The organism is Acidaminococcus hominis (assembly GCF_022484025.1).
Taxonomy (GTDB): Bacteria; Bacillota; Negativicutes; order Acidaminococcales; family Acidaminococcaceae; genus Acidaminococcus; species Acidaminococcus hominis.
In genome coordinates this window covers 2756294-2779483 of the sequence record NZ_JAKVMG010000001.1, presented here as the reverse complement: position 1 = coordinate 2779483, position 23190 = coordinate 2756294, and the positions used below count along the sequence as shown (strand labels likewise).

General features: G+C 52.2%; 23 protein-coding genes. 4 read left to right on the top strand and 19 right to left on the bottom strand.

From position 1 onward, the window contains the following. Positions 1-2: 2 nt before the first annotated feature. From LKE88_RS12650 to LKE88_RS12615, 8 genes are all read right to left on the bottom strand, one after another. On the bottom strand, positions 3-1103 hold the full coding sequence (locus LKE88_RS12650) for an ATP-binding protein (RefSeq protein WP_276803803.1): 1101 nt from the start codon (positions 1101-1103) through the stop codon (positions 3-5). After that, a complete protein-coding gene (locus tag LKE88_RS12645) occupies positions 1096-1326 on the bottom strand; it encodes a hypothetical protein (RefSeq protein ID WP_014128634.1) in 231 nt (76 codons plus the stop codon). The genes LKE88_RS12650 and LKE88_RS12645 overlap by 8 nt, the downstream gene beginning before the upstream one ends. Continuing rightward, the gene (locus LKE88_RS12640) at positions 1326-2603 is read right to left on the bottom strand and encodes an AAA family ATPase (protein WP_276803799.1); all 1278 of its coding nucleotides are present in this window, start codon (positions 2601-2603) and stop codon (positions 1326-1328) included. The genes LKE88_RS12645 and LKE88_RS12640 overlap by 1 nt, the downstream gene beginning before the upstream one ends. Before the next feature lie 102 nt (positions 2604-2705). Next, complete coding sequence (locus LKE88_RS12635) at positions 2706-2831, bottom strand: hypothetical protein (protein ID WP_276802345.1); 126 nt, start codon at positions 2829-2831, stop codon at positions 2706-2708. Further along, a complete protein-coding gene (locus LKE88_RS12630) occupies positions 2821-3129 on the bottom strand; it encodes a hypothetical protein (protein WP_276803797.1) in 309 nt (102 codons plus the stop codon). The genes LKE88_RS12635 and LKE88_RS12630 overlap by 11 nt, the downstream gene beginning before the upstream one ends. Then, complete coding sequence (locus tag LKE88_RS12625) at positions 3119-3469, bottom strand: helix-turn-helix domain-containing protein (protein ID WP_276803795.1); 351 nt, start codon at positions 3467-3469, stop codon at positions 3119-3121. Before LKE88_RS12625 ends, LKE88_RS12630 begins: the two co-directional genes overlap by 11 nt. A gap of 110 nt (positions 3470-3579) precedes the next feature. Then, positions 3580-3876, bottom strand: coding sequence for a helix-turn-helix domain-containing protein (locus tag LKE88_RS12620; protein ID WP_276803793.1), 297 nt, complete (start codon positions 3874-3876; stop codon positions 3580-3582). Positions 3877-3919: 43 nt separating this feature from the next. Continuing rightward, a complete protein-coding gene (locus tag LKE88_RS12615; protein ID WP_276803791.1) occupies positions 3920-4117 on the bottom strand; it encodes a helix-turn-helix transcriptional regulator in 198 nt (65 codons plus the stop codon). Positions 4118-4260: 143 nt separating this feature from the next. On the opposite strand from LKE88_RS12615, the gene LKE88_RS12610 reads away from it, so the two are divergent. The 4 genes from LKE88_RS12610 (at position 4261) to LKE88_RS12595 (ending at position 6652) form a co-directional block, all read left to right on the top strand. Next, the gene (locus LKE88_RS12610) at positions 4261-4623 is read left to right on the top strand and encodes a helix-turn-helix domain-containing protein (protein WP_276803789.1); all 363 of its coding nucleotides are present in this window, start codon (positions 4261-4263) and stop codon (positions 4621-4623) included. 5 nt (positions 4624-4628) lie between these two features. Continuing rightward, a complete protein-coding gene (locus LKE88_RS12605) occupies positions 4629-4886 on the top strand; it encodes a M48 family metalloprotease (RefSeq protein ID WP_276803788.1) in 258 nt (85 codons plus the stop codon). Between the two features lie 14 nt (positions 4887-4900). Further along, the gene (locus tag LKE88_RS12600) at positions 4901-5464 is read left to right on the top strand and encodes a hypothetical protein (RefSeq protein ID WP_276803785.1); all 564 of its coding nucleotides are present in this window, start codon (positions 4901-4903) and stop codon (positions 5462-5464) included. 63 nt (positions 5465-5527) lie between these two features. Then, positions 5528-6652 (top strand): site-specific integrase, encoded by a 1125-nt coding sequence (locus tag LKE88_RS12595; RefSeq protein ID WP_276803783.1) that lies wholly within the window; start codon positions 5528-5530, stop codon positions 6650-6652. On the opposite strand, the gene LKE88_RS12590 is transcribed toward LKE88_RS12595, so the two are convergent. From LKE88_RS12590 to LKE88_RS12540, 11 genes are all read right to left on the bottom strand, one after another. Continuing rightward, positions 6594-7385, bottom strand: a complete 792-nt coding sequence (locus tag LKE88_RS12590; protein WP_276803781.1) for a leukotoxin LktA family filamentous adhesin — start codon at positions 7383-7385, stop codon at positions 6594-6596. The genes LKE88_RS12595 and LKE88_RS12590 overlap by 59 nt on opposite strands. 12 nt (positions 7386-7397) lie before the next feature. After that, positions 7398-9074 carry a ShlB/FhaC/HecB family hemolysin secretion/activation protein gene (locus tag LKE88_RS12585; protein ID WP_118286967.1) on the bottom strand — a complete coding sequence of 559 codons (1677 nt, stop codon included), beginning with the start codon at positions 9072-9074 and terminating at the stop codon, positions 7398-7400. A 1530-nt stretch (positions 9075-10604) separates the two neighbouring features. Further along, the gene (locus tag LKE88_RS12580) at positions 10605-11750 is read right to left on the bottom strand and encodes an aldo/keto reductase (RefSeq protein WP_118286968.1); all 1146 of its coding nucleotides are present in this window, start codon (positions 11748-11750) and stop codon (positions 10605-10607) included. Between the two features lie 2 nt (positions 11751-11752). Beyond that, a complete protein-coding gene (locus tag LKE88_RS12575) occupies positions 11753-12328 on the bottom strand; it encodes a flavodoxin family protein (RefSeq protein ID WP_118286969.1) in 576 nt (191 codons plus the stop codon). A gap of 1064 nt (positions 12329-13392) precedes the next feature. Continuing rightward, a complete protein-coding gene (locus LKE88_RS12570) occupies positions 13393-14049 on the bottom strand; it encodes a flavodoxin family protein (protein ID WP_118286970.1) in 657 nt (218 codons plus the stop codon). A 1001-nt stretch (positions 14050-15050) separates the two neighbouring features. Further along, positions 15051-16082, bottom strand: coding sequence for a hypothetical protein (locus LKE88_RS12565; protein ID WP_231086898.1), 1032 nt, complete (start codon positions 16080-16082; stop codon positions 15051-15053). Position 16083: 1 nt separating this feature from the next. Further along, positions 16084-16338, bottom strand: a complete 255-nt coding sequence (locus LKE88_RS12560) for a hypothetical protein (protein WP_231086896.1) — start codon at positions 16336-16338, stop codon at positions 16084-16086. 13 nt (positions 16339-16351) lie between these two features. Further along, positions 16352-17107 carry an outer membrane protein assembly factor BamE gene (locus LKE88_RS12555; RefSeq protein ID WP_231086893.1) on the bottom strand — a complete coding sequence of 252 codons (756 nt, stop codon included), beginning with the start codon at positions 17105-17107 and terminating at the stop codon, positions 16352-16354. A 13-nt stretch (positions 17108-17120) separates the two neighbouring features. Continuing rightward, the gene (locus LKE88_RS12550) at positions 17121-18443 is read right to left on the bottom strand and encodes a hypothetical protein (protein ID WP_276803779.1); all 1323 of its coding nucleotides are present in this window, start codon (positions 18441-18443) and stop codon (positions 17121-17123) included. 786 nt (positions 18444-19229) lie between these two features. Then, the gene (locus LKE88_RS12545; RefSeq protein ID WP_118286975.1) at positions 19230-21752 is read right to left on the bottom strand and encodes a YadA-like family protein; all 2523 of its coding nucleotides are present in this window, start codon (positions 21750-21752) and stop codon (positions 19230-19232) included. A 637-nt stretch (positions 21753-22389) separates the two neighbouring features. Beyond that, a complete protein-coding gene (locus tag LKE88_RS12540) occupies positions 22390-22701 on the bottom strand; it encodes a hypothetical protein (protein WP_118286976.1) in 312 nt (103 codons plus the stop codon). Positions 22702-23190 lie beyond the last annotated feature (489 nt).

Here is a 23190-nt window from a genome sequence, read left to right as displayed (position 1 = left end):
TCCTAAATTTTATTAGCAACAATAAACGATTTAAGCTGCGGCCAGGCACCAAGGATGACGCCTTTCAAAAATTCGATGTCATAGTCCATGATACTGGTTTCTTCCGGGTAGTAGCCCCGCGCAGCAACGGCGCGGCGAACATCTGTTTCTTTCATGCCTTCCGTTTTTAAAAGGTCAAATACCTGCTTGATGACAGCTTGCTTTGGATCTGCTGCAGCAACTTGAGCAGCTGTTGCAATGACTTCTGACTGTGGGGCGGGTCCAGATGCTTCGGCAGGATTGTCCTGGACATCCCAGAATGCCTCTTCTTCAGGTGAAGGATCTGGCGGCAATGGAACACTGCCCTGAGGTGAATCAATGACCACAGGCGGCTCTCCAAGGTCAGGGATATAGGGCGCAATGCTTGCATATTCGAAGGGCACTTCTGGGGGCAAGCACCAGCGATTCTTGGCGTCCCATGTGCTTGCATGCTGGGTGTACATGACCCGCTTTCCGCCGACCCCTTTCTTCTTGTTGGTCGTCTGGTCCGTCATGATGATGGTCTTATAGTTCGCAAAAAGCAGGGCATCGGCCCATTCCTTCACGATGGCTGCCGTCTTGTTTGTGGTCTTGCTGTTGAGTTTCAGTTCCCACCGATCATAGGCTCCCATCTCATCCGGCTGCTCAAACTTCCGGATCTGGGCATGAGCGTTAAGGACAACGTTGATGCCTGCCTTTGTTACGCCATTCAGGGCCTCCAGGAAGCGGGCAAAGGCTTCCATGAGCTTTGTATAGCCGCTCCCGTAGGCAAAGTCCTCGATGGAGCTTTTCTTTGCTTGGGCACAGACATATTGGATGCAGAGTTTTTCTGCCCAATCCACCGTGTCAATAACAAGGGTCTTGCAGGGTTTTTCCTTCGTAACCTCCTCAATGATTCCCATGAGCATGGCCCAGGAATTGATGTCTGGGATGCGCTTGACGTCAAGCTGGCTGGTACTGTCTTCAATATCCAGAAAAAGCGGGTCTGGGAAATGGCTCGCGAAGGTAGATTTTCCGATGCCTTCAGGCCCATAAACAACGACTTTCTGGGGCCGTAAAACAATTCCTTTGCTGATATTAAGCATGCTGCTTTCCTCCTTTTTCGTTCATGTATGCTCTAAGCTCATCATTGACGCGCTGGTATTCCTGTTCCTTGTGAGCAAGGATCCCTTTCATGTATTCAACCTCGTTTGGCCAAAGCAGAGGATTCTTCAGTTGGTATTGAGCTTCCCGTAAGTCTTCCCAAGCCTTCTTCTGTTCAATCATGAGCGCCTTGAGCTTCAAATCTTTTTCCTTCAGCAGCTTCATTAGAATGTCCCTGCCTTCCAGGCCGGCTTAGCAGCGGCTTCTTCGCCTTTGACCATGCCGTCTTCAATGATGACGCTGCATTCATCGCCCGTAGATACGCGGGTGGCAATCACTTGCAGCCCTTCCCGCTCAAGCCAGGCTCCGAAGTCCTGGAGCGTGTCCGTGTCCATCTGTTCCAATTTATCCATAAGGACAAAACCACAGTTAGGATTGAGTTTCCTCACGATGGCAGTCGACACCTTAAGTTGCTCGCTGGCGCTCATGCCATCCCAAGGGAGACCCTTATAAAGGAGCTTGCCATCTTCCACAGAAAGCCCAGGGAGCGGCAGGTCAGCTCCATCAAGCAGGGAACGACGGTCAGCGCGAAGCCGCTCCAACTTGCCTGTAAGCTCTGCATATTCATTCCCATACCGCTCTGCTTCTTCGACTGCCTTCTTGTGTTCCGCATTCTTTCGAATCTGGGCATTGATCATCTCGACCTGCTGCAGGTTTTTCTCGATCTCTTCCGTGGACTCGTCCTGGAGAGTAGCAACGTCCTTGCCTGCGGTTTCAACATCACGGTCAATGATTTCCTTTTGGCTTCTTGCCTGTTCCAGTTCACTCATAAGAGCGTTGATGCGATTGGCAAGGTCCGTCTGTTTGCGCTGAAGATCAGAGAGATGGAACCGTTTTTTCTGGTTTTCCCCATTCCTTGCCAGGATGGCCTGCTGCCGTTGGATAAGCTCAAAGGCGCTGATGGGGTCTTCCGGTGCCCCAGGGAAAGTCTGCATATCGGCAGCTGCCTTTTCCTTGCGTTCTTTGATGCGTCCTACTTCGGTGCGTTGATAATAGACCTTGCGGATATTTTCGTCGATAGCTTGGAGCTGGTCTCCTACACCGATGATCTGCAGCAGCGTGTCCGCTTTTTCCTTGTCTGTCGCTTTTAAAAAGCTTGGTAGGTCCAGTGCCAACTGACTGATAAACTCCTTGAGGAGAGACTGCCCACTCTTATTACCATTGCTGTCGATGACCTTGAGGGCGCTGTTCTTGCCCTTCCTCTCCACGATGATGCCGTTGTCCAATTCAATATGGATTGCAGGCGGCACCAAGGCCCCTTCCCTTGCGGGTACTGACGGTTTGTAGCGGTCGCCGCCCAGGCCCCAAGCAATGGCATCAAGGACGCTGGTCTTTCCCTGGCCATTTTTCCCACCGATGATGGTAAGCCCATTGGGACTTGGCTCCAGCTTGACCGCCTTCACCCGTTTGACGTTCTCGATTTCCAGCGTATTGATTTTCATACTCTTTCCTCCGTGGTATACTAGAGGTGAATCGGGATAGATTCACCAGGTCCGCCAGCACTGCCATGCTGACGGGCCTCTTTGTTTCCGTTCATCATTGGCTTACCCCCAGATTGCCAGGTTGATGGCGACAATAAGCAGGCTGATTGCCCCGAAGAAGCCAATCACGATTCCCTGGAACCGGGGACCCAGGACGTCAAATCCGTCAGTCAATGTATCAATCAGCATCAGGATCACATCCAAAGCCATCCGGATTATCAAATACGGCAGCAGGATCATCGTCACCAGAATTGGCGCATTCTTTGGTTGTTTCTTCATCTTCTTCATCCTTTCCATATTCAGGGAATCCGTCTTCCATAGCGTCGCAAACCCGGACCGCATTGTCCCGAACCAACTCGAAACGCTTGAGTTCAACCAGAGTAACCCCGGAAGCGGTCATGGGGTCTGCGTGCTGGGACATCTCCATCACGGAGTCCAGAAGCCGGTCCACACAATCCAGGAATTCGTCAGTGATCTTATACGTCATCTTCATGGCTCCCTATCAATTTCCGCAGATCCATAAACAGGGAATCTGCAATTTTCCACCAGGTTTTGATACTGAAATTTCCGTGGCCATTGAGGACTTTGTTGTAATGACCCTCGCTAAGACCCAGGTACAGACTAAACTGTCTCTTTGATAATCCTCTATGGTGCCGGATCTTTTCCAGATTTTCCATTCCAATCCGATGTTCTTCGGGGCTGAGATACAGCAGTAGGTTGGGTTCTGTCTTGACCAGGTCACTGAGCCGAAGTCCCAGGGCATGGGCCAGCTTGATCAGGTCAGCCGGTTTCGGCTTTTGGATTGCTCCTGCTTCGAACTGCTGCACTCAGCTGGCATCGTGGCCTATAGCCTCACCGATATAGGTACCTGACATGCCATTGGCCAGTCGATAATATCGGGCATTGGCCCGGATGGTTTCCATCATTGCATCATCCATCACATTCCCTCCTCTGAAATCGCTGTCAAAAGAGCCAGGGCAGCAGAACGGATTCTCTGGTTCCTTGCCCTTTCGTTGGCCAGCTCAGTCTGGAGCTGCCGGAACTGGTATGGGCTGTACTCTTCCTGGTTCTGTTTGAGTTTGGCCAGAGCATAGACGTCCTGAGCCCGGAAACGGAGCCCCGGCAGTTTCTTGATTCTGGGAAGAATCCCACGGTCACAGAGATCGTAGACCGTCGATTTCCCCACGTTGAGGACCTCGGCCGCCTCGTCGGCCTTCATGACTAACTTTTCCATGAGTGGCCTCCTTTCTGTTCGCCACATTTCGTGGCCGATTTGGTCAATAAAAAATTGACTCGACCGTCTTACCGTAAAATTTCGCCAGTCTGACTTTGATTTCGTCTCGTGGCACCCTTATCCCATTTTCATACATGGACACAGCAGAAACGCTGATGCCGCATCTCTGAGCCACGGTACTACGGTCGATTTCGCCACGGAGCTTCCGTAAGCGTTCACCAATTTCTTTCGGTTCCGGCACTTCACTCACCTCCTTTCTCCACGTTTCGTGGCACAAGTATAGTATAACTTACAACACGTTCCGTGTCAACACGTTTCGTGCTATTTTCTCTACTTTTCCATCACGTTTCGTGATATAATAGAGCCATGACAGGAGGGATGGCCATGAAATTTAAGGATAGATTGAGAGAGCTGAGAACGTCACGGGGATTGACTCAGGATGATTTTGCCAAAGCGACAGGGCTTACCAGAAGTGCAATTAGTATGTACGAGTCCGGGAAACGGGAGCCAAATTTCGAAGTTCTGGAAATGATCGCTGACTTTTTTAATGTTGATATGAACTATTTGCTGGGGAAAAACGAAAACAGCACCTACTATCTCAATCCTGAAACCGCCAGAATCGCCCAGGAAATCAAAGACACCCCGGGTCAGAGAGTTCTCTTTGACGCTGCCCGTGACCTGTCCCCTGAAGACATTAAGGTCGTGATGGCCGTCATCGAAGGCCTGAAAGCTAAAGAAAAGAGATGATCCATATGACTGTCGTTGTCACATATCAAAATCTACCGAAGAAAACCAACTCCCTCGCCGTGGCCAATGGTGACGGCAGCTTTACCATCATCGTCAACCGTTCCCTGGATGATCAAGAACGGAAGAAGGCCGTCGCTCATGAAATCCGGCACATTTCCAAGAACGATTTTGTCTGTCCAGATGCCGGCGTTGCCGAACTTCTGTGTCATGAATCGGAAGAATTTCAGATGCCATCCGACATTGAAATATTTTATAAAGACTGAAAGGAGCAAAAATTATGAAAATCAAAGCACTGACCATTCTGCTGTCCGCCCTGCTGGCCTGCTCCCTGCTTGTCTCCGGCTGTGGAGATGACAAAAAGCAGGAGTCAAAGCCTGCTGCCGTCACGTCCATCAAAATCGATACCAGCACGGACGAAGGGAAACTCCAGCAGAAAATCGCTGATGCCGTGGCTGCTTTAAAGACTGGACATGACTCCATCTCTGAAATCCAGGTGGCTCAGTCCCTGTCCGGTGATAGCACCAACGTCAACGTGACCGTGGACCTGGCTCATATCGATGATCCGAAGATCACGCTCCAGGAGTGCATGGAGCTGACTAAGACCATCGCCAAAGCTGCTTATACCAGCGGAAGCCCGTACAAGATCGCCAACGTCACCATCATCTGCCGGACGTCGCTCACGGACACCAGGAATGGCAAGGAATCCATGGATAAGGTCTATAGCTACACGCTACCGGCCGAAACCGTGAAAGGATGGAATTGGGACAACATCAAGGCCATCAACCTGGCCAACGTCCAGGGCAAAGGCATCTTCGTTCATCCTGTCCTGCAAAAGAAATAAAAAAGACGCCCGGTGCTGGGAACACCGAACGTCTCTACACAAACACGCCATGTCAATGGGAGTTTGCATGATCATTATACCATGCCCGCCCCCTCTTTGCCAGAAAAGGAGGCTTTTCTTATGGAATACAGGTTTTCGTACAGAGAAAAGAATGGATCCATCTGCCTGATTCTTTCATACAAGGTGGGACGCCGCTGGAAACAGAAGACGAAGCAGGGCTTTAAAACGCAGCGTGAGGCCAGACGCTACCAGGACACCTTATTGGCCCAGGTGAAAGAAACTGCGGGGCTCACAGATGACATTCGTATGAAAGATATTTCCCTGCGAGACTTCTTCCCGATTTTCGAGCGGGATAAGCAGAAAATCTTTGCCTACAATACTCTGTTGAATTATGGCAATGCTGTTTCCCGTTTGGGATCCGCAGCCGATATCCCCATCCGGGAACTGACGCCGGCCGACATTGCCAATGCACTTTTAAAACTGAAAGTGAAGTCTTCCACCAGGAAAGGATTTTTATGCAATATTTCCGCAGTGCTGGAGCATGCCCGCAAAATGTATAAAATTATCAAAGTCAACCCCGCACAGGGTATCCAGATGCCTAAAGATAAAACTCCGGCAGTGCTCCGTGCATTTTCAAGGGTAGAGCTGGCCCAACTGCTGAAGATCTTGGAGCCCTGGCCGCTTGGAAAGATGGTAGTCGTACTGGCCGCCAACACCGGCATGCGGTACGGGGAAATTTCCGGCCTGCCCTGGGACGCCATCGACTGGGAAAAACAGACTATCACCGTCCGGCAGCAGCTGTCCAGGACGTCTGCTGGGAAAATCGGAATCAAACAATGTAAGACTGTCAGGAGCAATCGGACTATTCCAGCCTCTATTATTGTCCTGCGTGCATTGCAGGAATGGAAGTTCTCTAATCCCATTAACTTTTCCGGAACAGTGTTCCCGTTGGAACAGATGGAAACCGCTCATAAACGGCTCAGCAGGATCATCAGCACTCATTTTCCTGGCCGCTCGGTTCATGCTTTGCGTCACACTTTCGCGACTCTTTTACTATCGGAAACCGGGGACGTGAGCCTGGTAGCACACATTTTGGGAGACACCATTGCTACAGTGTCCAGTGTCTATCTTAACTATACGTCAGATATCCACCAGGTGGCGGCAAAAGCAATCGCAAACCTGTATTAATTTTTGCCGTATTTTTGCCGTCTGAAGGAGAAAGCGCTTTATTACTGGGGTTCTGGACATAAATCATACTTTCTCCTAAAGTAACACTGCCCCCGGCCAGGGTTACGTTGCTGGCGCTAATAGTACCCAAAACAGAAATGGTAGTAGAAGAACCACTCAGAGGAACGGTGCCGCTGGTCAGAGTGCTTACATCAGCGGAATCGTTCGTTGTGAAATTAGTTTTCAGGGTTCCATATTCAGCATCTGTAGGCGCAATAACATACAGGGATCCGGCGTTAATGGCGCCGTTAGCGCCCACGGCCATGCCGTTAGGGCTCAGGAAGAACAGGTTGCCGCCATTCTGGCCACCTAGACCACCTTGGATAGCGTTGACTGTACCGTTGATGCTGATTTGAGCGTCAACGAAGTTCAACAGATTGGCAACGTCTGCACCTTCTTGGGTTGTTCTAAAATACAGATTGGCGATATCGTTTTCACCCAGGGAAAATTGAGAAAATTGGTTGATGGCGTTACTGCCCTTGATCTGCTGGGCGTAGATGTTAAACGTATTGTCAGCGCCTGCTTCATACGTGTGTCCACCGCCGCTGCCATCTGTAATGGTAGATACTGCTTCTACGTCCTTAACCCCCGTGAAAAATCCTGCGGTGGCTATGGACAGTAAGACCTGCAGCGCCAGGCGGCCTGTGGACCGTTGCTGACTGCTGTGGTGTTTGTTATGCTTTTTACTGCTCATATTCAGGCCTCCTTAAAAAGCGCTGTTGAAGGAAAAGTGAATCCGGGTCCGGCTTTGGTTCTCGCTGTTGATGGTGCGGATCAGGGGGAAAGCCAGGGCGGTATTCAGGGACATATGGGGGTTGATTTCCCATTTGATGCCTGCGCCGGCGCCCATGAGGTTCCGGTCGCCGTAAGCGCTGTCGCCCCAGATGTGGCCGCCGTCCAGGAAGACGTAGCCTTTGACTTTCCGTTTCGTATCCATGGGCATGGTGTATTCCACGCTGCCGGAGAAGCCGCTGTCGCCGGCGATGAGGCTTTCTTTGTAGCCTCGGACACTGTACATACCGCCCAGGTAGTACATTTCGGCGGAGGGCAGGTACTGGGTGCTGGAAACCTGGCCGTCCAGGCGTACCAGCCATTCCTGGCCGTGTTTGATATGACGCTGGTACAGACCGTTAAATTCGAAAATGCCGAAATCGCGGGTCTTGTTATAGAGGTTTTCGTACCGGCCGAAGCGGTAGCCGTACTTCTGGTACATTACGTAGGAGGTACCGTAGTTCAGCTGGTCGTAATAGCCCATCACGGTATCCAGAGTATCGTTGGCCCAGCGGATCCGGTTGCGGTAGTTGGTACCCAGATCGGTTTGGGACCGCTGGTGACCGTATTCCAGGCCCCATTCGGATTTGTAGTTTTCGGTGGTTTCGATGGGGTTTACCAGGAAGCCGGTGAACAAATAGGAGTGGCCTTTGACGCCCAGGGCTTCAAAGGGGCCGTCGGTAATGTGCACGCTGTTGGTGGTGTAGCTGACCCCGGCCCGGGTGCCCCGGGTATTGACGGGGGTATTGTAGCTGGCGGCCACGGCTTTGGTGCCCTGGGAACGGAGTGTGCTGATAAAGAGGTGGTCCCGGTTGCCCAGCAGGTTCCGATCCTGCCAGTACATGCCGACCCGGTATTCGCCGCTGGTTTTGTTGCCGGCGTCATCGACAAAGACTCCGGTGACCTGGTCCTGGGGCTCCCGGACGGCGATGACGTAGTCGGTGGTGCCGGGCTCTTTGCCGGCCTTGAGGATGATGTGGAGCTGGGCGTCGTTGGTGGCGTTAAAGCGGAGGATATCTTTGTTCAGCTGGTTCATATTCTGGATTTCCCCAGGCTGGATATGCAGCCGATCCCGAATATAGCCTTTCCTGGTGGTTTTGCGCCCGGAAAATTCCAGTTCTCCGTTTTTGCCTTCATACAGGTCGATTTTCACATGGCCCTGGTGTATGGTCTGGGGGGCCAGGTAGGCTCTGCAGGTCATATACCCTTTTTCCTGGTAGAGTTTGTTGATTTTGCCTACCAGGGCGTACAGGTCATTGATGCTGATTTCTTTGCCTTTGTACTCCTGTATAATGGTCTGGAGCTCTTCAGGCTTCAGGACCTGGGAGGCTGGGATTTCTACTTCAGACAGCACGAAACGGACAGCGTCTGCTTCTCTTTTTTCGGAAGCTGCTGTCCCTTCTACGGTATTCTTTTCCCAGCCCTCTTGTATCTTGCGGGCTATGTTCTGGCGTTCCAGGTATTCTCTGGTGCGATTGAGCTGTGCCCCGGAATCGGTATTCCCCGCCGGCCTTGCGGCGTCGTTGGCTGCCGCCTGGGCCAGTGGGATCGGTATGCTGCTCCCCAGAGCTAGTGCAAGCAGCAAACGGGTAAGAAGCAACTTATCTTTCATAAGAATCTCCCCTTCTCCACTAAACTTTCCTCTTTTCTTCCATCTGGTGTTCCTCGTTAGTTAGGTGAATAGGAATTTTTCTGAATATTCAGTTTACGTTTTTGTGCATAACTAAGTATTCCCGTCATTTCCTATATATAATTTTATTTAACTATCATTGATAGTTAACTTTTATAAACAGTATAGCATTTAAAAAATAAAAAACAATTATACGAAAGTATACTCTTTTGCAGTTTTGTACCAGTTATTTTTGACAGTATTGTCAAAAATAACTGGTGTGTAGGAAAAACTATGTAGTAAAATCGGGTTGGTGCGGTCAGCGAACCTGAAGTGTGCTGGTGCCGGGAATCCCCGCTCAGTCAGCCACTAAAGTGGCTGACAGCTCCCCCCAGCGGTTCGCGGCTCGCTGCGCAGCTGCGTCCTACGGACTTGCTTTGCAGGCCGCTATCGCATGGGCCTTATTAACCAAACAGCCTCTTGCAGAATTTGTTGGGCTGTTTGGATGCGGCCGCATAAAGGTAGGAGCCTTTAAATGGTCGTGCGGTCCACGGGAATGGGAGGTGACCGGGCCCGAAAAGCGGGCAGGAACATATGCCCCTATTGGCACCTGCGGTGCCATTTTCCCCCCAAAGGGGAAACGCTTGTCCCCTTTTGGTGCTAGTGCGGCGAGAATGGTAGCTCAACGAGGTCAAAGTTTCCAACGTAATTACTTTTTGCTGCAGAAAACTCTGTACCGGATTTTTGGTCGATATTCTCAACGGGTGTAGTGCAGGTATCCTACTTTTGAACCCCATCCCGGCCGCGCTCTTGCCCTTGAATAGCGTGACCACCCTTCCCCTTTTCCTGTTCACATAGCGCAGGACCTCTCCGGGTCCACGCTTTTTATTTTTTTGCGTGGACCCACCTCCCCTTTGGGGCGCATTCGCCAAGGTTTTCAAGTACTGACAAAGTCAGCATTGAAAGCCCTTGGATGCGCCTGCCAATGAGGAGGCTTTAAGTGGAAGGCAGACGCGGCGCTAGCGCCGCGAAAGACCGTGTAAACTTCCTCCGTCAGCCTTTGGCTGACACCTACCACAGTGGTTCGCTGCTAGCCAGTCATTTTCGCCCTACGGGATCAATTCCTGGGCAGCTATCACATGGGTCGCGTGTACCAAACAGCTTCTGGAATACCTGTAACGCTGTTTGGACGCGACCGCAACGCTTGCAGAAGGCTTTCAGGCCACTACTGGTCAATTGTTAATCGTTACTATAGCGTCACCACTACATTCACTATCAAAAACACTTACAGAACCGGCCAGCACGTCCTCTGCCCTCCCCGCCTACCAGGAAGGGGAGGGACGGGCCATACCATGCATTCAAGGGCCCGGGTGGGGAAGGTTCCTTTTGCGGCGCTGGCGCCGCCCATATATTCTAAAAAAACACCGCTCCCCCATTCTCCCCCCTCTCCCCTACAAAAAAAATCACCTGCTCCAAGGGAACAGGTGATTTTTATCCATATTTCGTTCTAGCGGCGCTGCTTTCCGTACATCTTTATTTTGCTTTTTCAAAATAGGCGGCGACTTTTTTCAAGTCTTCTATAATGGGCAGGTGCTGGGGGCAGACTTTTTCGCACTGGCCGCAGGCGACACAGTCGCTGGCCTTGCCGAAGGTTTTGGTGAGGCGGTCGTAATATTCGCCGTGGGGGGTCCAGGTTTTGCTGGTGACTTCTTGTTTATCGGCGTTGTACAGGGAGAAGTATTTGGGGATGGCGATGTGTTTGGGGCAGCCGGGGGCGCAATAGGAGCAGCCGGTGCAGGGGATTTCGATGCTGGCGTTGATGGTCTTGACGGCTTCTTTCACGATGGCCAGTTCTTCCTGGGTCAGGGGCTGGAAGTTTTCCATATAGCCGGTGTTGTCCAGGAGCTGTTCCATATTGCTCATGCCGCTGAGGACGATTTTGACGTTGGGCAGGGAGGCTGCAAAGCGGACGGCCCAGGAGGGTACGGACATATCGGGGTGGTAGGCTTTGAAGGCTTCAGTGACTTTATCAGGGACGTTGGCCAGGGTGCCGCCTTTGACGGGTTCCATGACGATCACGGGTTTGCCGTGTTTGACGGCGACTTCATAGCATTTCCGGGACTGGACGCCTTCGCTGTCCCAATCCAGGTAGTTCAGCTGGAGCTGGACGAATTCCATTTCGGGGTGGGCGGTGAGGACTTTGTCCAGGACGTCGGCGTTGTCGTGGAAGGAGAAGCCCATGTGTTTCACCAGGCCCTGGCGTTTCTTTTCGGCCAGCCAGTTGAAGCAGTCCAGTTTGGTATAGATTTCGTAATGGTCCACGCCCATGTCGTGGAGCAGGTAGTAATCAAAGTAGCCGGCGCCGGTTTTCCGCAGTTGTTCCTGGAAGACTTTGTCCCGGTCTTCTTTGGTTTTGATAAAGCCGGCATGGAGCTTGGTGGCCAGGGTGAAGCTTTCCCGGGGGTAGCGGTTCACCAGGACTTCTTTGGCGGCTTCTTCGCTTTTGAAGTTGCAATACATCCAGGCCGTGTCGTAGTACGTAAAGCCTCGTTCCATAAATACATCCACCATTTTTTTGGTGGTTTCCAGGTCGATGCTGCCGGCATCGTTGGGATCGAGCAGCGGCAGGCGCATAAGGCCAAAGCCGAGTTTTTTCTTGCTGGTAAAGATGTCTTCCATAGTTATTTCTCCCCTTTTACGGCCTTGAGCAGGAACACCAGGTTCTGCCCCAGGTTTTTCATATTGGCCATGCCTTCGGCGTCCTGGCGGACGTCGCCGGGCAGTTGGCCGTAAACCATATTCCAGTAGGTGGAGCCTACTACAAACATTTCGTGATTCAGGAAAAAGTGGTTCATGGTATCCACGGCTTCCAGGGCGCCGCCCCGCCGGGCTGCTGCCACTGAGGCGCCGATTTTATGGGTCATGAGGCCGGGGTTCATGTCGGCCACTACGGCGCTGCGCTCCAGAAAGGCCTGCATATTGGCGCTGACGTTGGCGGAGTACACGGGGGAGCCCAGGACGAGGGCGTCTGCCTGGGTGACTTTGGCGAAGATTTCCTGGAACTGGTCGTGATGGTGCACGCAGTTCCGTTTGCCGCCACAGGCCCAGCAGGCTTTGCAGGGTTCGATGATGGTGCCGCCGAATTGGATCAGTTCGGTCTCCAGGCCGGCTGCCCGGCACTCCTCCAGTACTGTATTCAGCAAAATCGCTGTGTTGCCGTCTCTCCGGGCGCTGCCATTGATTGCGATTACTTTCATTGTAATACTCCCCTTTCTGTGTTCTGCTGCGATTGCCTGCCTTGGCACGGGCCGGGCAGGTGTTGTGGGTGTGCGGTCAACAAGGGTCTTGCAAAAGACCGCGTTACTTCTATTTTACATGGTTGAAAAGAGAAAGAAAATAGGGTGGAGGGAAAAATGGTAGGCTTTTTTGGGTCGTGCGGTCGGCGAACCTGAAGTGATGTGGTGCCGGGAATCCTGGTTTTGAACTCCATCCGCCGGTGATTCCACCGGCACCTTCCTCTTCTCCTGTTCGCATAGCGAACAGGTAAGTGGAAGGCAATGCGGCGCTAGCGCCGCGAAAACCGAGTTAAACTTCCTCCGTCAGCCTTCGGCTGACACCTCCTTCACTTTTGAAGGCGGCTTCCAAGCTACTACTGGTCAATTGTTAATCGTTACCATAGACGTTATCACTACATTCACTATCAAAAACACCTGCAGAACCGGTCATCACGTCCTCTGCCCTCCCCGCCTACCAGGAAGGGGAGGGACGGGCCATACCATGCATTCAAGGGCCCGGGGTGGGGAAGGCTCCTTCTGCGGCGCTGGCGCCGCTATAGCAGAACAGGTCCTGACCTTATTTGGGGGCAGGACCTGTTCTGCCTTATATTCTATCTTGATTCCTCAACAACTTGAAGCCTGTTTTTAGGCTTCAAGTTGTTGGACGTTATCCCCTTCCACCATTGCCGCAGCTTATAGTGATTCGATTTCCCCTGACCGCACGCAAAAGTGGTCCTCTTTTGCCAATTTAACTGTGAGAGTGCTCCTTCTGCGGCCAAGGGCCGCCTATTTATTCTCAAAAACACTTCTCCAATTTTTACAAAAAACTGGAGTACGTTCTCTGCTTCCGTTATTACTGCTGCTTATCTTGATTTCATTCCCTCGTCTGCTTTCAAAAGTGGTCCACTTCTGCCAATTTAGCTGTGGAGGTTCCTTCCGCTTCCTGCCGCAGCTGCTCTCCTCCATTCTCCTTTTCTTTCCAACATACAAAAGACATACTGCTCAGTTCCTGTTTCTGGGCAGTATGTCTTTTCCATTCTCTTTTTCTAGAAATATCTTCTGTCGTTGTCTGCGGGGCGGAGGTTATTGCGGGGCTGGCCAAAGGCGGCGGGTCTGCGGGCTTTGAGGGCTCTCAGGGTTTCGGCGTCTTTCAAAAAGTGGGCCAGGTTCTGGCCGAGTTTTTTCAGGTTTCCCATGCCTTCTACGTCCATTCTGACGTCGCCGGGCAGTTGTCCATAGACGACGTTCCAATGGGCGGAGCCTACGATATACATTTCGTGGTCCAGGAAGAAGTGGTTCATGATGTCGATGGTCTGGAGGGCGCCGCCTCGTCTGGCGGCGGCTACGGCGGCTCCGATTTTATGGTTGAACAGGCCGGGGTTCATATCGGCTACCATGGCGGAGCGTTCCAAAAAGGCCTGCATGTTGGCGCTGACGTTGGCGGCGTAGGCGGGGGATCCCAGCAGGATGCCGTCGGCTTTGGTCATTTTGGTGAATACGTCCTGGAACTGGTCGTGGTGGTGGACGCAGTTGCCTTTGCCTCCGCAGGCCCAGCAGGCTTTGCAGGGTTCGATGATGCTGCCTCCGAATTGGATCAGTTCGGTGTCGATGCCGGCTTTCCGGCATTCTTCCAGTACGGTGTTTAGTAATATGGCTGTGTTGCCATCTCGTCTTGCGCTCCCATTAATTGCTAACACTTTCATTTTCCCCATCCCCTTTATCTGTGTGGTCACAGCCTATCGGCACCTGTTAGCTATGCAGATAGTATGGTGATTTCTTTTTTGTTGTAAAGAACTAATAACTTCTATTGCTTGATAGTTTATTTTATTCTACATGAGATGAAAAATTCCTGTTTTTTTCTTAAAAACATTTTAAATTTTTTTGGAAAAAATTATTTATACAAAGGGTTCTCTTTACGCTGCAAAAAAGGGGGTGAAAAATGGGGATGTGAAAAAATGAAACTTCTATCGTCGTTCGTTCCTTATTGCCTTCAACATTTGAGAGTCGCATCCGGTCGTCCAGTGCAATGTAATAATGGAGGACCGGCTAATGCGACCTCTGTGATAGCATTCCAAGAAGCAAGCTCGTAGAGCGAAGCTGATTGGTACAATGCGAACCACTATGGGGAAGGTGCCGCACAATGTGCGGCGGAAAGGGGCGGCGACACTTCCTGAGCGGTTCGCCGTACTCCAGTCAGTTTCGCCCACAGGGCTCACTTCCTGGACGGCTATCGCATGGGCCTTATTAACCAAACAGCCTCTTGCAGAATTTGTTGGGCTGTTTGGATGCGGCCGCAATGCTTGCAGGAAGCATTCTATGCGCTACTGGTCAAGTAATAAAGTCAGGTAGTGCAGATATTTACAAACTATGTTGCTTTGCTATACCCCATTTTGCACGTGACTCGTATAGGCCTAAGAATTGCCCCTGACTTGACTCTTTGATGTGAGCGCAATGCTTGCAGAGGCCATTCATAGCCATAAGGATTCCAGTGCTTATCCATACTGGCACTACAGTCAAGACTTTAGTTGACTAGCAATGGTCTAGTGTGCCGCCTTCAAGCGTGAAGGAGGTGGGGTCCGCAGGGCCTCGGAGGAAGTTTTGATATTCGGATATAGCTGAAACAAATGAACGCTAAAGAAGGGAGTGTGAAAAAATGAAAGCTCATTTCTTCACAGCCTCTTCTGCTTCCGTATTTTGTTTTGTCTTAGTTTTGGAATTTGTCCGCCAGTACTTTTTTGGAATCGTGGATGGATTTTTGGATGGCGGTGGTATTGATGGTATTGGGTTCGTCTTCGTCCTGGCTTTTCAGCACCAGCTGGACTTTGCACATGCTGTAGAGGAGTCCTACCAGGAGGACGGTGTTCTCCACCAGGAGTTTCTGGTCCGGGGTGTACTGCTGCCAGTTGGTTTTTCTCTGGTCCCGGACCAGGTGGGAAAGCTGCTTCAGATGGGTGGCATAGATGGTTTGGACTTTCTTCAGCTGGGTATGGTATTTTTTTGCGGTGCTTTCCAGGTCATTCAGGTAGCTTTCTGCGGAGTCTATTTTCCACAGGATATCATCCAGCTGTTCTTCGATTTCATCGGCTTTTTTGGTCATGCTGTCGCCGGTCAGGCTGACCACAAAGCCGCCTACCAATAGGCCCACTCCCAAGGTGCCGGCTCCCAGCAGGGCGCTGCCCAGGGCTATGCCTCCGCCGCCTGCGGCCAGGGCTCCTCCGCCTAGGGCGGCCAGGGTAGCGTTGGTGGCAGCGGCGCCGCTCAAGGAGGCGATGGCGGTCCCGGTGGAGGCGGTACCCAGGGCGGCAACGGCGGCGGTGGTGGCTCCTGCAGCGGCAAGTCCTCCGGCTGCGCCCAGACCTGCTCCGCCCAGTCCGCTCAGGAGTACTTCTGCGCCTACGGATACGTCTTGCAGTTTCTGCTGGCTCACGTTGGGCAGCTTTACGTTGTTTCTTTCGTAGGGTGCAAAGGTGGGTTTGTTTTTGATTTTGGCAAAGAGCTGGGAAAATTCTTCAAAGCTGCGGAGGATTTCCAGCTCCCGCTCCCCCAGTTGGTCCATGGCCTGGACGGCTGCGCTCTGGGCGTCTTCTAGTTCAAACTTGGCGTCCTGGTACTGGGTTTTGGCTTCTTCCACCCGTTCGTTGGCTTCTTTCATCTTGGTAACGCCTTCAGCAGCGCTTTTTACCCCGGCGGCTCCGGCCAGCAGGGCAGCGGCGCCTAATAAAAATGGCAATGGCATTTTACTTCCCCCTTAGTTTTTTCAGTTCCCTGCAGCTTTCGTAATTGCGCTGCAGGTAGTCTTCGTAGCTCATGAGATCCTTGAAAAATACCTGGTAGCAGGCGTCCACCCGGCACAGCAGGGGTCTTTGTTCGTAGATGGAGTACAGGTTTCCTTTAAGATAGCGGCAGACGCCGCTGCCGTCGTGGAGGTCTTTGTACAGCTCCGACCGCTGGAGATTCCGGCAGCACTGGCCGCATTGGTCACACTGGAACATGGCACGCTTCCTTTCAAAAGGCTCGAATGGTCAGGGTTACCTGGCCGACGTTTTTGCCCAGGCTCAGGTACTCGCCCTGGCCGATGCTCAGGCAGCCGTTGAAGGCCCAATCTACCTGGGGCACTTTGTCCCAATGGTAGAACTGGGCAAAGGCCTGAGGGCTGTCCCCGCTGCCCAGGCCGGACTGCTGCAGTTTCACGGGGCTGCCGGGCAGGAGGACGATTTGGGAAACGGTATCGCCCTGAAACTGCACCACCAGCTTTTGGGGTGCGTAGTACCAGCCGTCCTGGGGATAGATGGGCAGCAGGTGGCCGGATTTGTCGGGCTGGCCCAGGGTGCGAGCTACCTGCTCCACGCTCATGCCCAGGTGGAGGCCTGCGGCGGATTCGTAATAGGGCAGCTGGGGCAGGCGGTGCAGGGTCTGCTGGCCGTTCAGGGTGAGATAATCCTGGTTGTTGCCCAATAGCTGCCAGTTGAAATACAGGGACCGGAGGCCGATGCTTTCCAGGATTTCCAGCCGGCCGCTGGCCAGGGCTCTGCCTCCGGTAAAGTCCCAGCCGCTCTCCACCTGGCAGCCGTTGATGGTGCCGGCTTTGATGTCCAGAACCAGGTTCCCGTTGGCATCGTACCAGGGGCCTTCCATGGCCTGAAGCAGCACGTTCACGGTTTCTGGGGTCTGTTTAGTCAGGGCCTGGGCTTTTGGTGCCGGGGCCTGACCCCAGAGCAGCAGGGCCGCCAACAGGGCTGCCAGGGCTGTGTTTTTCTTCATAGGACTCCCCTCCTCACTTAAATTCCAGGACTGCGTCCTTGTCTTCCATAAAGCTGTCGAAGGTGCCCTGGTACGGCAGGGCAAGGCCCAGGGCCGCATACTGGCTGCGGAGGGCCTGGTTCAGGGCCTTGGGGGTGGTCGCCTGCTGCAGCATCTCCGCCAGCTCCTGGTACCGGGCGGTTTCCTGGCGGAACCGGTCATAATCCAGCCGTTCCAGCTGGGCCAGGTAATGTTTCAGGCTGGCATTGATGCGCCGGTAGGCGTCCAGCTGTTTCTGGAGGGGGGAGGCAATGCCCAGGCGCAGGGCTGCTTCTTTCACCACTAGCCAGGCCAGCCGGACCCAGGCTATCAGGTTCAGGCGCAAGATGAACAGGACCCAGTTGCCGCCGGATTTAATCAGGGCATCTGCTCCGTCCAGCAGGCAGAGGGCGGCGTGGCCCAAAAGCAGCATGAGCCGCAGGTCCTTGTGGCTGTCGTCGGGAACACAGTCCGACCAGGGCACGCCTTTGCCAAAGTGGCGGCGCAGGACCCAGAGCAGCCGGATGGACAGGTCGCACAGGGCCACGGGTATGGCCATAGTCAGGCCAAAGCGGGCGTCGTAGCCTTCCTGGAACACTTTGGTGGCCACGGTAGCCACGGTATTCCGGTACTGGCCTACGGGCAGGCTGCCAAAGTCGCACAGCTGGAAAAATTCGTAGAAGGGTATCACCAGGCCGCTGCCCCGTTTTGCTGCGCCAGAGCTGCCGGCTACGTCGGACATCAGGTGACCGAACCAGTTGGCTGTGCCGCAAAACAGTTTGGCAAGGAGGCTGCCGCCCTGGAGTTCGCCGGACTCGCTGCGCAGGGTAATCAGCTGGCCTTCTGACAAAAAGGTGGAGGTGCCGGTAAACTGGTCCAGTAGGGAAAAGAACAGACCTGCCAGGCCCGGGGCGTGGGCCAGGGATTTCATGTGGTGGTTTTTGGCCGCCATGGAGGAGAGGCCTGGCACTTTTTGGGCGTAGGGCTGGTCGTAATTCACCGGGAAGGTCCGCTCCAGAAAGCCGATGGCGCTGGCCACGCTGTGCTCTTTCCCCTGCCGGGGCGACCAGCCGCACAGGTCGGCAAAGCCCATGACCGCCTTGTCCACCTGGGCGTCCGTCCAGGGCAGCAGGGCGCTGTCCGCCGGCGAACCCACCAGGAAAATATCCACCAGCCCCGCCAGGACGCCGCAGGCTGCTGCGGCAATATAGTCCGTGGTGTCGCAGCTATCCTCTGCAAAATACGACGTGCTGTCCCCCTCCGCCCCATCAGGTTGGAGGGGGACCTGGCCGGTAAAGCGCTGATAGAAATGGGTCATGGCGGTCTGCTCCTTGTTAGTGTTGTTGGTATATGGTTATTGTAGCAAATTTCTGTAAATTGAGGAAGAGGGGGGAGGGGCAGCGGAGGTTAGGCGTGGGGCGGGGCCGGTGGGAAGGCTGGTTTTAAACTCCATCCGCCGGTGATTCCACCAGCACCTTCCTCTTCTCCTGTTCGCATAGCGAACAGGTAAGCGGAAGGCAGTAGCGGCGCTAGCGCTGCAAATAAGCTTGATTAAACTTCTATCGTCGCCTATGGCGACACTTCCTTCACCCTTGAAGGAAGCTTCCAGGCCCCCACTGGTTAATTGTTAATCGTTACTATAGCATTACTACTATATGAGTTATCAAAAACACCTACAGAACCGGCCAGCACGTTCCCATGCCCTCCCCGCCTACCAGGAAGGGGAGGGACGGGCCATACCAAAAATCCACGGGCCCTGGGTGGGGAAGGTTCCTTCTGCGGCCAAGGGCCGCTTGTATATTCTAAAAAAGCACCGCACAGTTTCGTAGAAACTGTAGCACGTTCTACTTTTTCTTCAACGCCTACTGCAATACCCTTGCTTATCCCCCATTATCACAAAAACTATTCCCATTTGCCAATTTAACCGTGAAAGGTCCTCTCGTCTTTCTTCTCTATAAACGAAGTACCGGGCGCTTCTTTTAGGGAAGCGTCCGGTACTTCAATGAGCTGCACAACTTGACTTGGGGTTGGATAGGCTGCTATAGGGTTTCACCGTGCAAATGCGCTGGGGTTAGTGCTGCTCAGTTGCTGCTATAGGCTGGTGCTATTGTCTTTGGGCCAAGAGCTGGGCAATCTGGGCCTTCATTTGGTCGATTTCGGCCTGCTGCTGGTTCAGCTTGGCTTCCTGGGCGGCTCTGGCTTTCTTCACTTGGTCCAGTTCGGCCTGGAGCTGAAGGATTTTCTTGGCGGCGGCTTTTCTGCTATAGTTTACGGCGTTGCCGGTTTTGCCCAGTTTGAAGGTGACGCCTACGTTGACCATGTTGTTGTCGTTGCCCATAGTGGTGCCCAGGCTGAAGATGGTGGATTCGTTGGGATGGTAATAGGCACCGACTGCAATGGCGTTGGCCGACCGGTAGTTGCCGTAGCCCATGGAAAAGTCCCATTTGTTATCCGGATCGAAGTCCGTTGGATGCAGGGCGGCCAAGGCGGCTGCACCAGCGCCTACTTTATCTATCCGGGAATCCAGGCCGTTGATCCGGTCACTGAGGCCATTGACCTGATTGCTGAATTGGTTCTGGAGCTGGTAGACCTGCCCGCCGTTCACGGCCTCTCTGGAGCCTTCGGCAATGGTGCCATCGGCAACGTTGGTGATTTTCTGGTTGTTCATATCGATGCCGTTCTCATTGATGGTGGGTCCGTTATTCACGTTCACGCTGCTGACTGCAAGGTCTTTGTTCAGGCTGACTATCAGGTTGGTTCCAGAAGCAGTGGTGGTGATGTTGGTTTTATCGCCAATGATGCTCAGCTCATCCGTCTTGTCAGGGGTCGTCAGTTCTCCTGTATCATCGGAAATCCGGGTACCAATCACCGTAGCTGCACCCGCATCGACTGTAGTCGGGGCCACAGCCATGGCCGCCTTCAAAACAACTGCCGGGGTGCCCGGGCTAAGAGGGTCGCTGGTCCCCGTATCGGAAGTAGTGGGCAATTTTACCGTACTATTGGGCGTAAAAGCAACTACGTTGGTACCGGTATTCTGGAAGTTAGCGCTGATGGTATAGGACCCATCCACATTGTTCTTCACCAGCCGGATGCCGTTGCCTGCCTTTAAGCTCACATTGGAGCTGCCGGTCTTGGATTCTACTGCTTTTAATTGGGCTACGTTTACCGCATCCGTATCGGCGGTACCGGCTGCTACGCCGGTAATCTGCCGGGTAATGCCGTTATTGGCGTCCCCTACAGAAACGGCGCCCCGGGTGGAAGTCCATACGTACGCTTCGCCGCTTTGGGTCACGCCGCTGGGTACATAGCCAGCCACGCCGGCATCCACAGAGGCAATAGATTCAGAGCCAAGGGCCACGCCGCCAGCAGCCGAAGCATTGGCGTTATAGCCCAGAATGGTTACGTTGTCCACGTTGGTAGTCAGGGTATCTGCTGCCGAGCCCAGAACCACGGAATTGTCCACGTCCGTCAGGGTCCGGTTGTCGCCCAGCAGCTGGGTATAGCTGGAATCCGTCAGCACGTTGGTGGAACCAATGGCCAGGGCGTTCTGGGATTTGGTGGAACTGTTGCCCACGCCGTCCAGGAACATCGCCGAGTCATTGGTGGACTGGTTGTTCACACCCATAACCTGGGTATTGGTGGAGGAATCAATCTCGTTGCCGCCGCCGACAACCAGGGCAGCACCGCCGGGGCTGGTACGAACACCCTCGATAAGTTTTTCCTGCATGGCTGATACAGAATCAGTTATCGTATCATAGGCGCCAATGGATACCTTTCCCAGAGAGTTCTTAATGGTATTGCCGGCACCCAGCACCACGGCGCCATTGCTGGAGTTCACCTTGTTGGCAGTACCGCCGATGTAGTTGGCTACGCCGGAATACATGTTGCTGAGGGATTCTGTCATGGATTCATTAGAGTTGAAGGACCCAATGACGGTAGAAAACGCATTTTTCATAGGATTATAAATTTTATCCATGCCTTCTGGGGTTAATGAGAAAGGCGCTGCATGGTACGGAGACGTTTGCACGTTGTAGCTGCCATAGGTGGTTGTGAAACCGCCATTGGTGTAGGAGTTGGTGCCAACCGTAGTAGAAGCCACGCCGCCAAACTGCGGCAACTGGCCCGCGGTGGTATCCCCGATGGCTACATTATTTTTTCTCAACGTAAAGTCACCCACAACAATAGATCCGGTCCGGGCATAGGCATTTTGCCCAATGGCAATAGTGGCAGGCAGGTTTTCTTTTGCCGCAGTATTACCATGAATATGATAGCCAGAACTAGTCTCTGTTGGCGTCTCTCCAAAGGACATAATGGATTCCTGAGTACCGCCGCCCACAAAGGCGATGGCATTTTCTCCAATGGCAATATTCGTGCCGTGATTCACAGGATTAATGTCATAGGTAACCGTCCCGCCGGCACCCTCTAGATCATTATTCACCGTAGGGTAAACAATTTCATCTGCTGCGAAGGTCCGGGGCATGCCAATACCAGCCATGAGCATCAGGGAAGCCAAAATGGAACATACCAGCCGGCGTTTCCGTCCCGATACGCTTCCGCTGCGTTTTCTCAGGCTGTAGGCCTTGCTTTTCTTTGTTCCGCTGTGGTTTACACCATTCTGCCGTTTCATGATAGCACCTCCCCTTGTTGTGCTGTGCGGTTCTTTTCCTCCTCTCGGTAATTGATGTTTTTCTTTTCTTGGAAATAGTGTTCTGAATTTACTGATATTTTTTGCTAGATTTCTGTCTTTTTCTCCTGATAGTTCTTGTGGTATGAGGAAATCAGCCGTTCATCCCGTTGTGCACTAAATAAAGTACATTTATACTTTATTTATCAGAATACTTTACCCTATATGAAACATTTTACAAGTATTCTTCCCTTCTTACTGACATTATAGTACTAAAGTGCATATTTTACAAATACACTATTATTTGTAAAATGAATTTTCTATAGCTTTTTGTAATAGAATAATTATTGTTTTCTATAGCAGCGGATGCTAAATGACTAAAACGGATAACAGCGTGGTATGGATAAACGTTATTGATGATGCAGGTATGAAAATTTGGCTAGGAACCCCATCCCGGACACGAAAAGCCGAGATTACTCTATTCATGCAAGATTTGGATACTTCCCTATAAACGAAATTCCGGACGCTTCGTTTGGGAAAGCGCCCGGAACTTCAGGGAGTTGAACATATGAGGTTGGATAAACTTCTCATCTATATTCACAGCGCAGAAGCGCTGGGAAGGTTGCTGCGGTGAAGCAGCCTAGGATCGTGGCAAAGTGGTTTTTATGCCATTAAACAACACAGCTTGCCAGCCGCCGGCATCATAAGGCGAAGTCTGGACCTTGTTGGCAGGTGCGTTCGTATCAGCTGCTACAGAAGCTGTCGGAACAGGATTCGTTGCAGAGGAAACGGGCTCTGCTGCAAAGGCCCGAGGCACGCCAATACCTGCCAGGAGTATTAGGGCTGTCAAAACAGAGCCTACCAAACGGTGTTTCAGTCCCCGTACGCTGCTCAAGCTATCTGTATAACCGATCTGTGTCTTTTCTTGTGCCATTCTATTCTGCTGCTTCATAGTAGTCGCACCTCCCAGTGTTATGCTATGTGTTTTCTTCTTCAAATTTCGTTTGTTCAATCAACTTAACATATTTCTTCTGAATTTACTGATAATTTATGATTTCAATTTCTTCTTGTGTTTCCAGCTAAGACACTTGCACTGAGGAAATTAACCGCTGTGGTATGGTGTCTACTTATTTAATTACTTATGTACTTAATTTAGTGCATTTTTTAAAATTAAATAAACATATTTGTAGTATTTTCCTTCCTTCTATTTGCATTATAGTACAGTTTTTGACATAACACAAATACCATTTTGCTTGGAAAATTTAGTTTTGATAAAATTTTCGAATATAATTATTCTTATTTACTGTGGAGGTTAACGTAATTATTTACTAATTGAGAATGGTATGCTATGAATAATATTATTTGTGGTCGTAAGGTCAGCATACCTAAAGTGATGTGGTGCCGGGTAGTCCCGTTCCTTTTTTGATATTAGTGCGGTCAG

Coding starts and splice junctions, on each gene's coding strand:
- LKE88_RS12570 (WP_118286970.1), bottom strand. CDS start 14,049: ATGAAAGTGTTAGCAATTAATGGGAGCGCAAGACGAGATGGCAACACA.
- LKE88_RS12645 (WP_014128634.1), bottom strand. CDS start 1,326: ATGAAGCTGCTGAAGGAAAAAGATTTGAAGCTCAAGGCGCTCATGATT.
- LKE88_RS12540 (WP_118286976.1), bottom strand. CDS start 22,701: ATGAAGCAGCAGAATAGAATGGCACAAGAAAAGACACAGATCGGTTAT.
- LKE88_RS12640 (WP_276803799.1), bottom strand. CDS start 2,603: ATGAAAATCAATACGCTGGAAATCGAGAACGTCAAACGGGTGAAGGCG.
- LKE88_RS12580 (WP_118286968.1), bottom strand. CDS start 11,750: ATGGAAGACATCTTTACCAGCAAGAAAAAACTCGGCTTTGGCCTTATG.
- LKE88_RS12585 (WP_118286967.1), bottom strand. CDS start 9,074: ATGAAAGATAAGTTGCTTCTTACCCGTTTGCTGCTTGCACTAGCTCTG.
- LKE88_RS12565 (WP_231086898.1), bottom strand. CDS start 16,082: ATGCCATTGCCATTTTTATTAGGCGCCGCTGCCCTGCTGGCCGGAGCC.
- LKE88_RS12555 (WP_231086893.1), bottom strand. CDS start 17,107: ATGAAGAAAAACACAGCCCTGGCAGCCCTGTTGGCGGCCCTGCTGCTC.
- LKE88_RS12575 (WP_118286969.1), bottom strand. CDS start 12,328: ATGAAAGTAATCGCAATCAATGGCAGCGCCCGGAGAGACGGCAACACA.
- LKE88_RS12630 (WP_276803797.1), bottom strand. CDS start 3,129: ATGACGTATAAGATCACTGACGAATTCCTGGATTGTGTGGACCGGCTT.
- LKE88_RS12635 (WP_276802345.1), bottom strand. CDS start 2,831: ATGCTGATTGATACATTGACTGACGGATTTGACGTCCTGGGTCCCCGG.
- LKE88_RS12545 (WP_118286975.1), bottom strand. CDS start 21,752: ATGAAACGGCAGAATGGTGTAAACCACAGCGGAACAAAGAAAAGCAAG.
- LKE88_RS12590 (WP_276803781.1), bottom strand. CDS start 7,385: ATGAGCAGTAAAAAGCATAACAAACACCACAGCAGTCAGCAACGGTCC.
- LKE88_RS12650 (WP_276803803.1), bottom strand. CDS start 1,103: ATGCTTAATATCAGCAAAGGAATTGTTTTACGGCCCCAGAAAGTCGTT.
- LKE88_RS12560 (WP_231086896.1), bottom strand. CDS start 16,338: ATGTTCCAGTGTGACCAATGCGGCCAGTGCTGCCGGAATCTCCAGCGG.
- LKE88_RS12605 (WP_276803788.1), top strand. CDS start 4,629: ATGACTGTCGTTGTCACATATCAAAATCTACCGAAGAAAACCAACTCC.
- LKE88_RS12550 (WP_276803779.1), bottom strand. CDS start 18,443: ATGACCCATTTCTATCAGCGCTTTACCGGCCAGGTCCCCCTCCAACCT.
- LKE88_RS12610 (WP_276803789.1), top strand. CDS start 4,261: ATGAAATTTAAGGATAGATTGAGAGAGCTGAGAACGTCACGGGGATTG.
- LKE88_RS12600 (WP_276803785.1), top strand. CDS start 4,901: ATGAAAATCAAAGCACTGACCATTCTGCTGTCCGCCCTGCTGGCCTGC.
- LKE88_RS12620 (WP_276803793.1), bottom strand. CDS start 3,876: ATGGAAAAGTTAGTCATGAAGGCCGACGAGGCGGCCGAGGTCCTCAAC.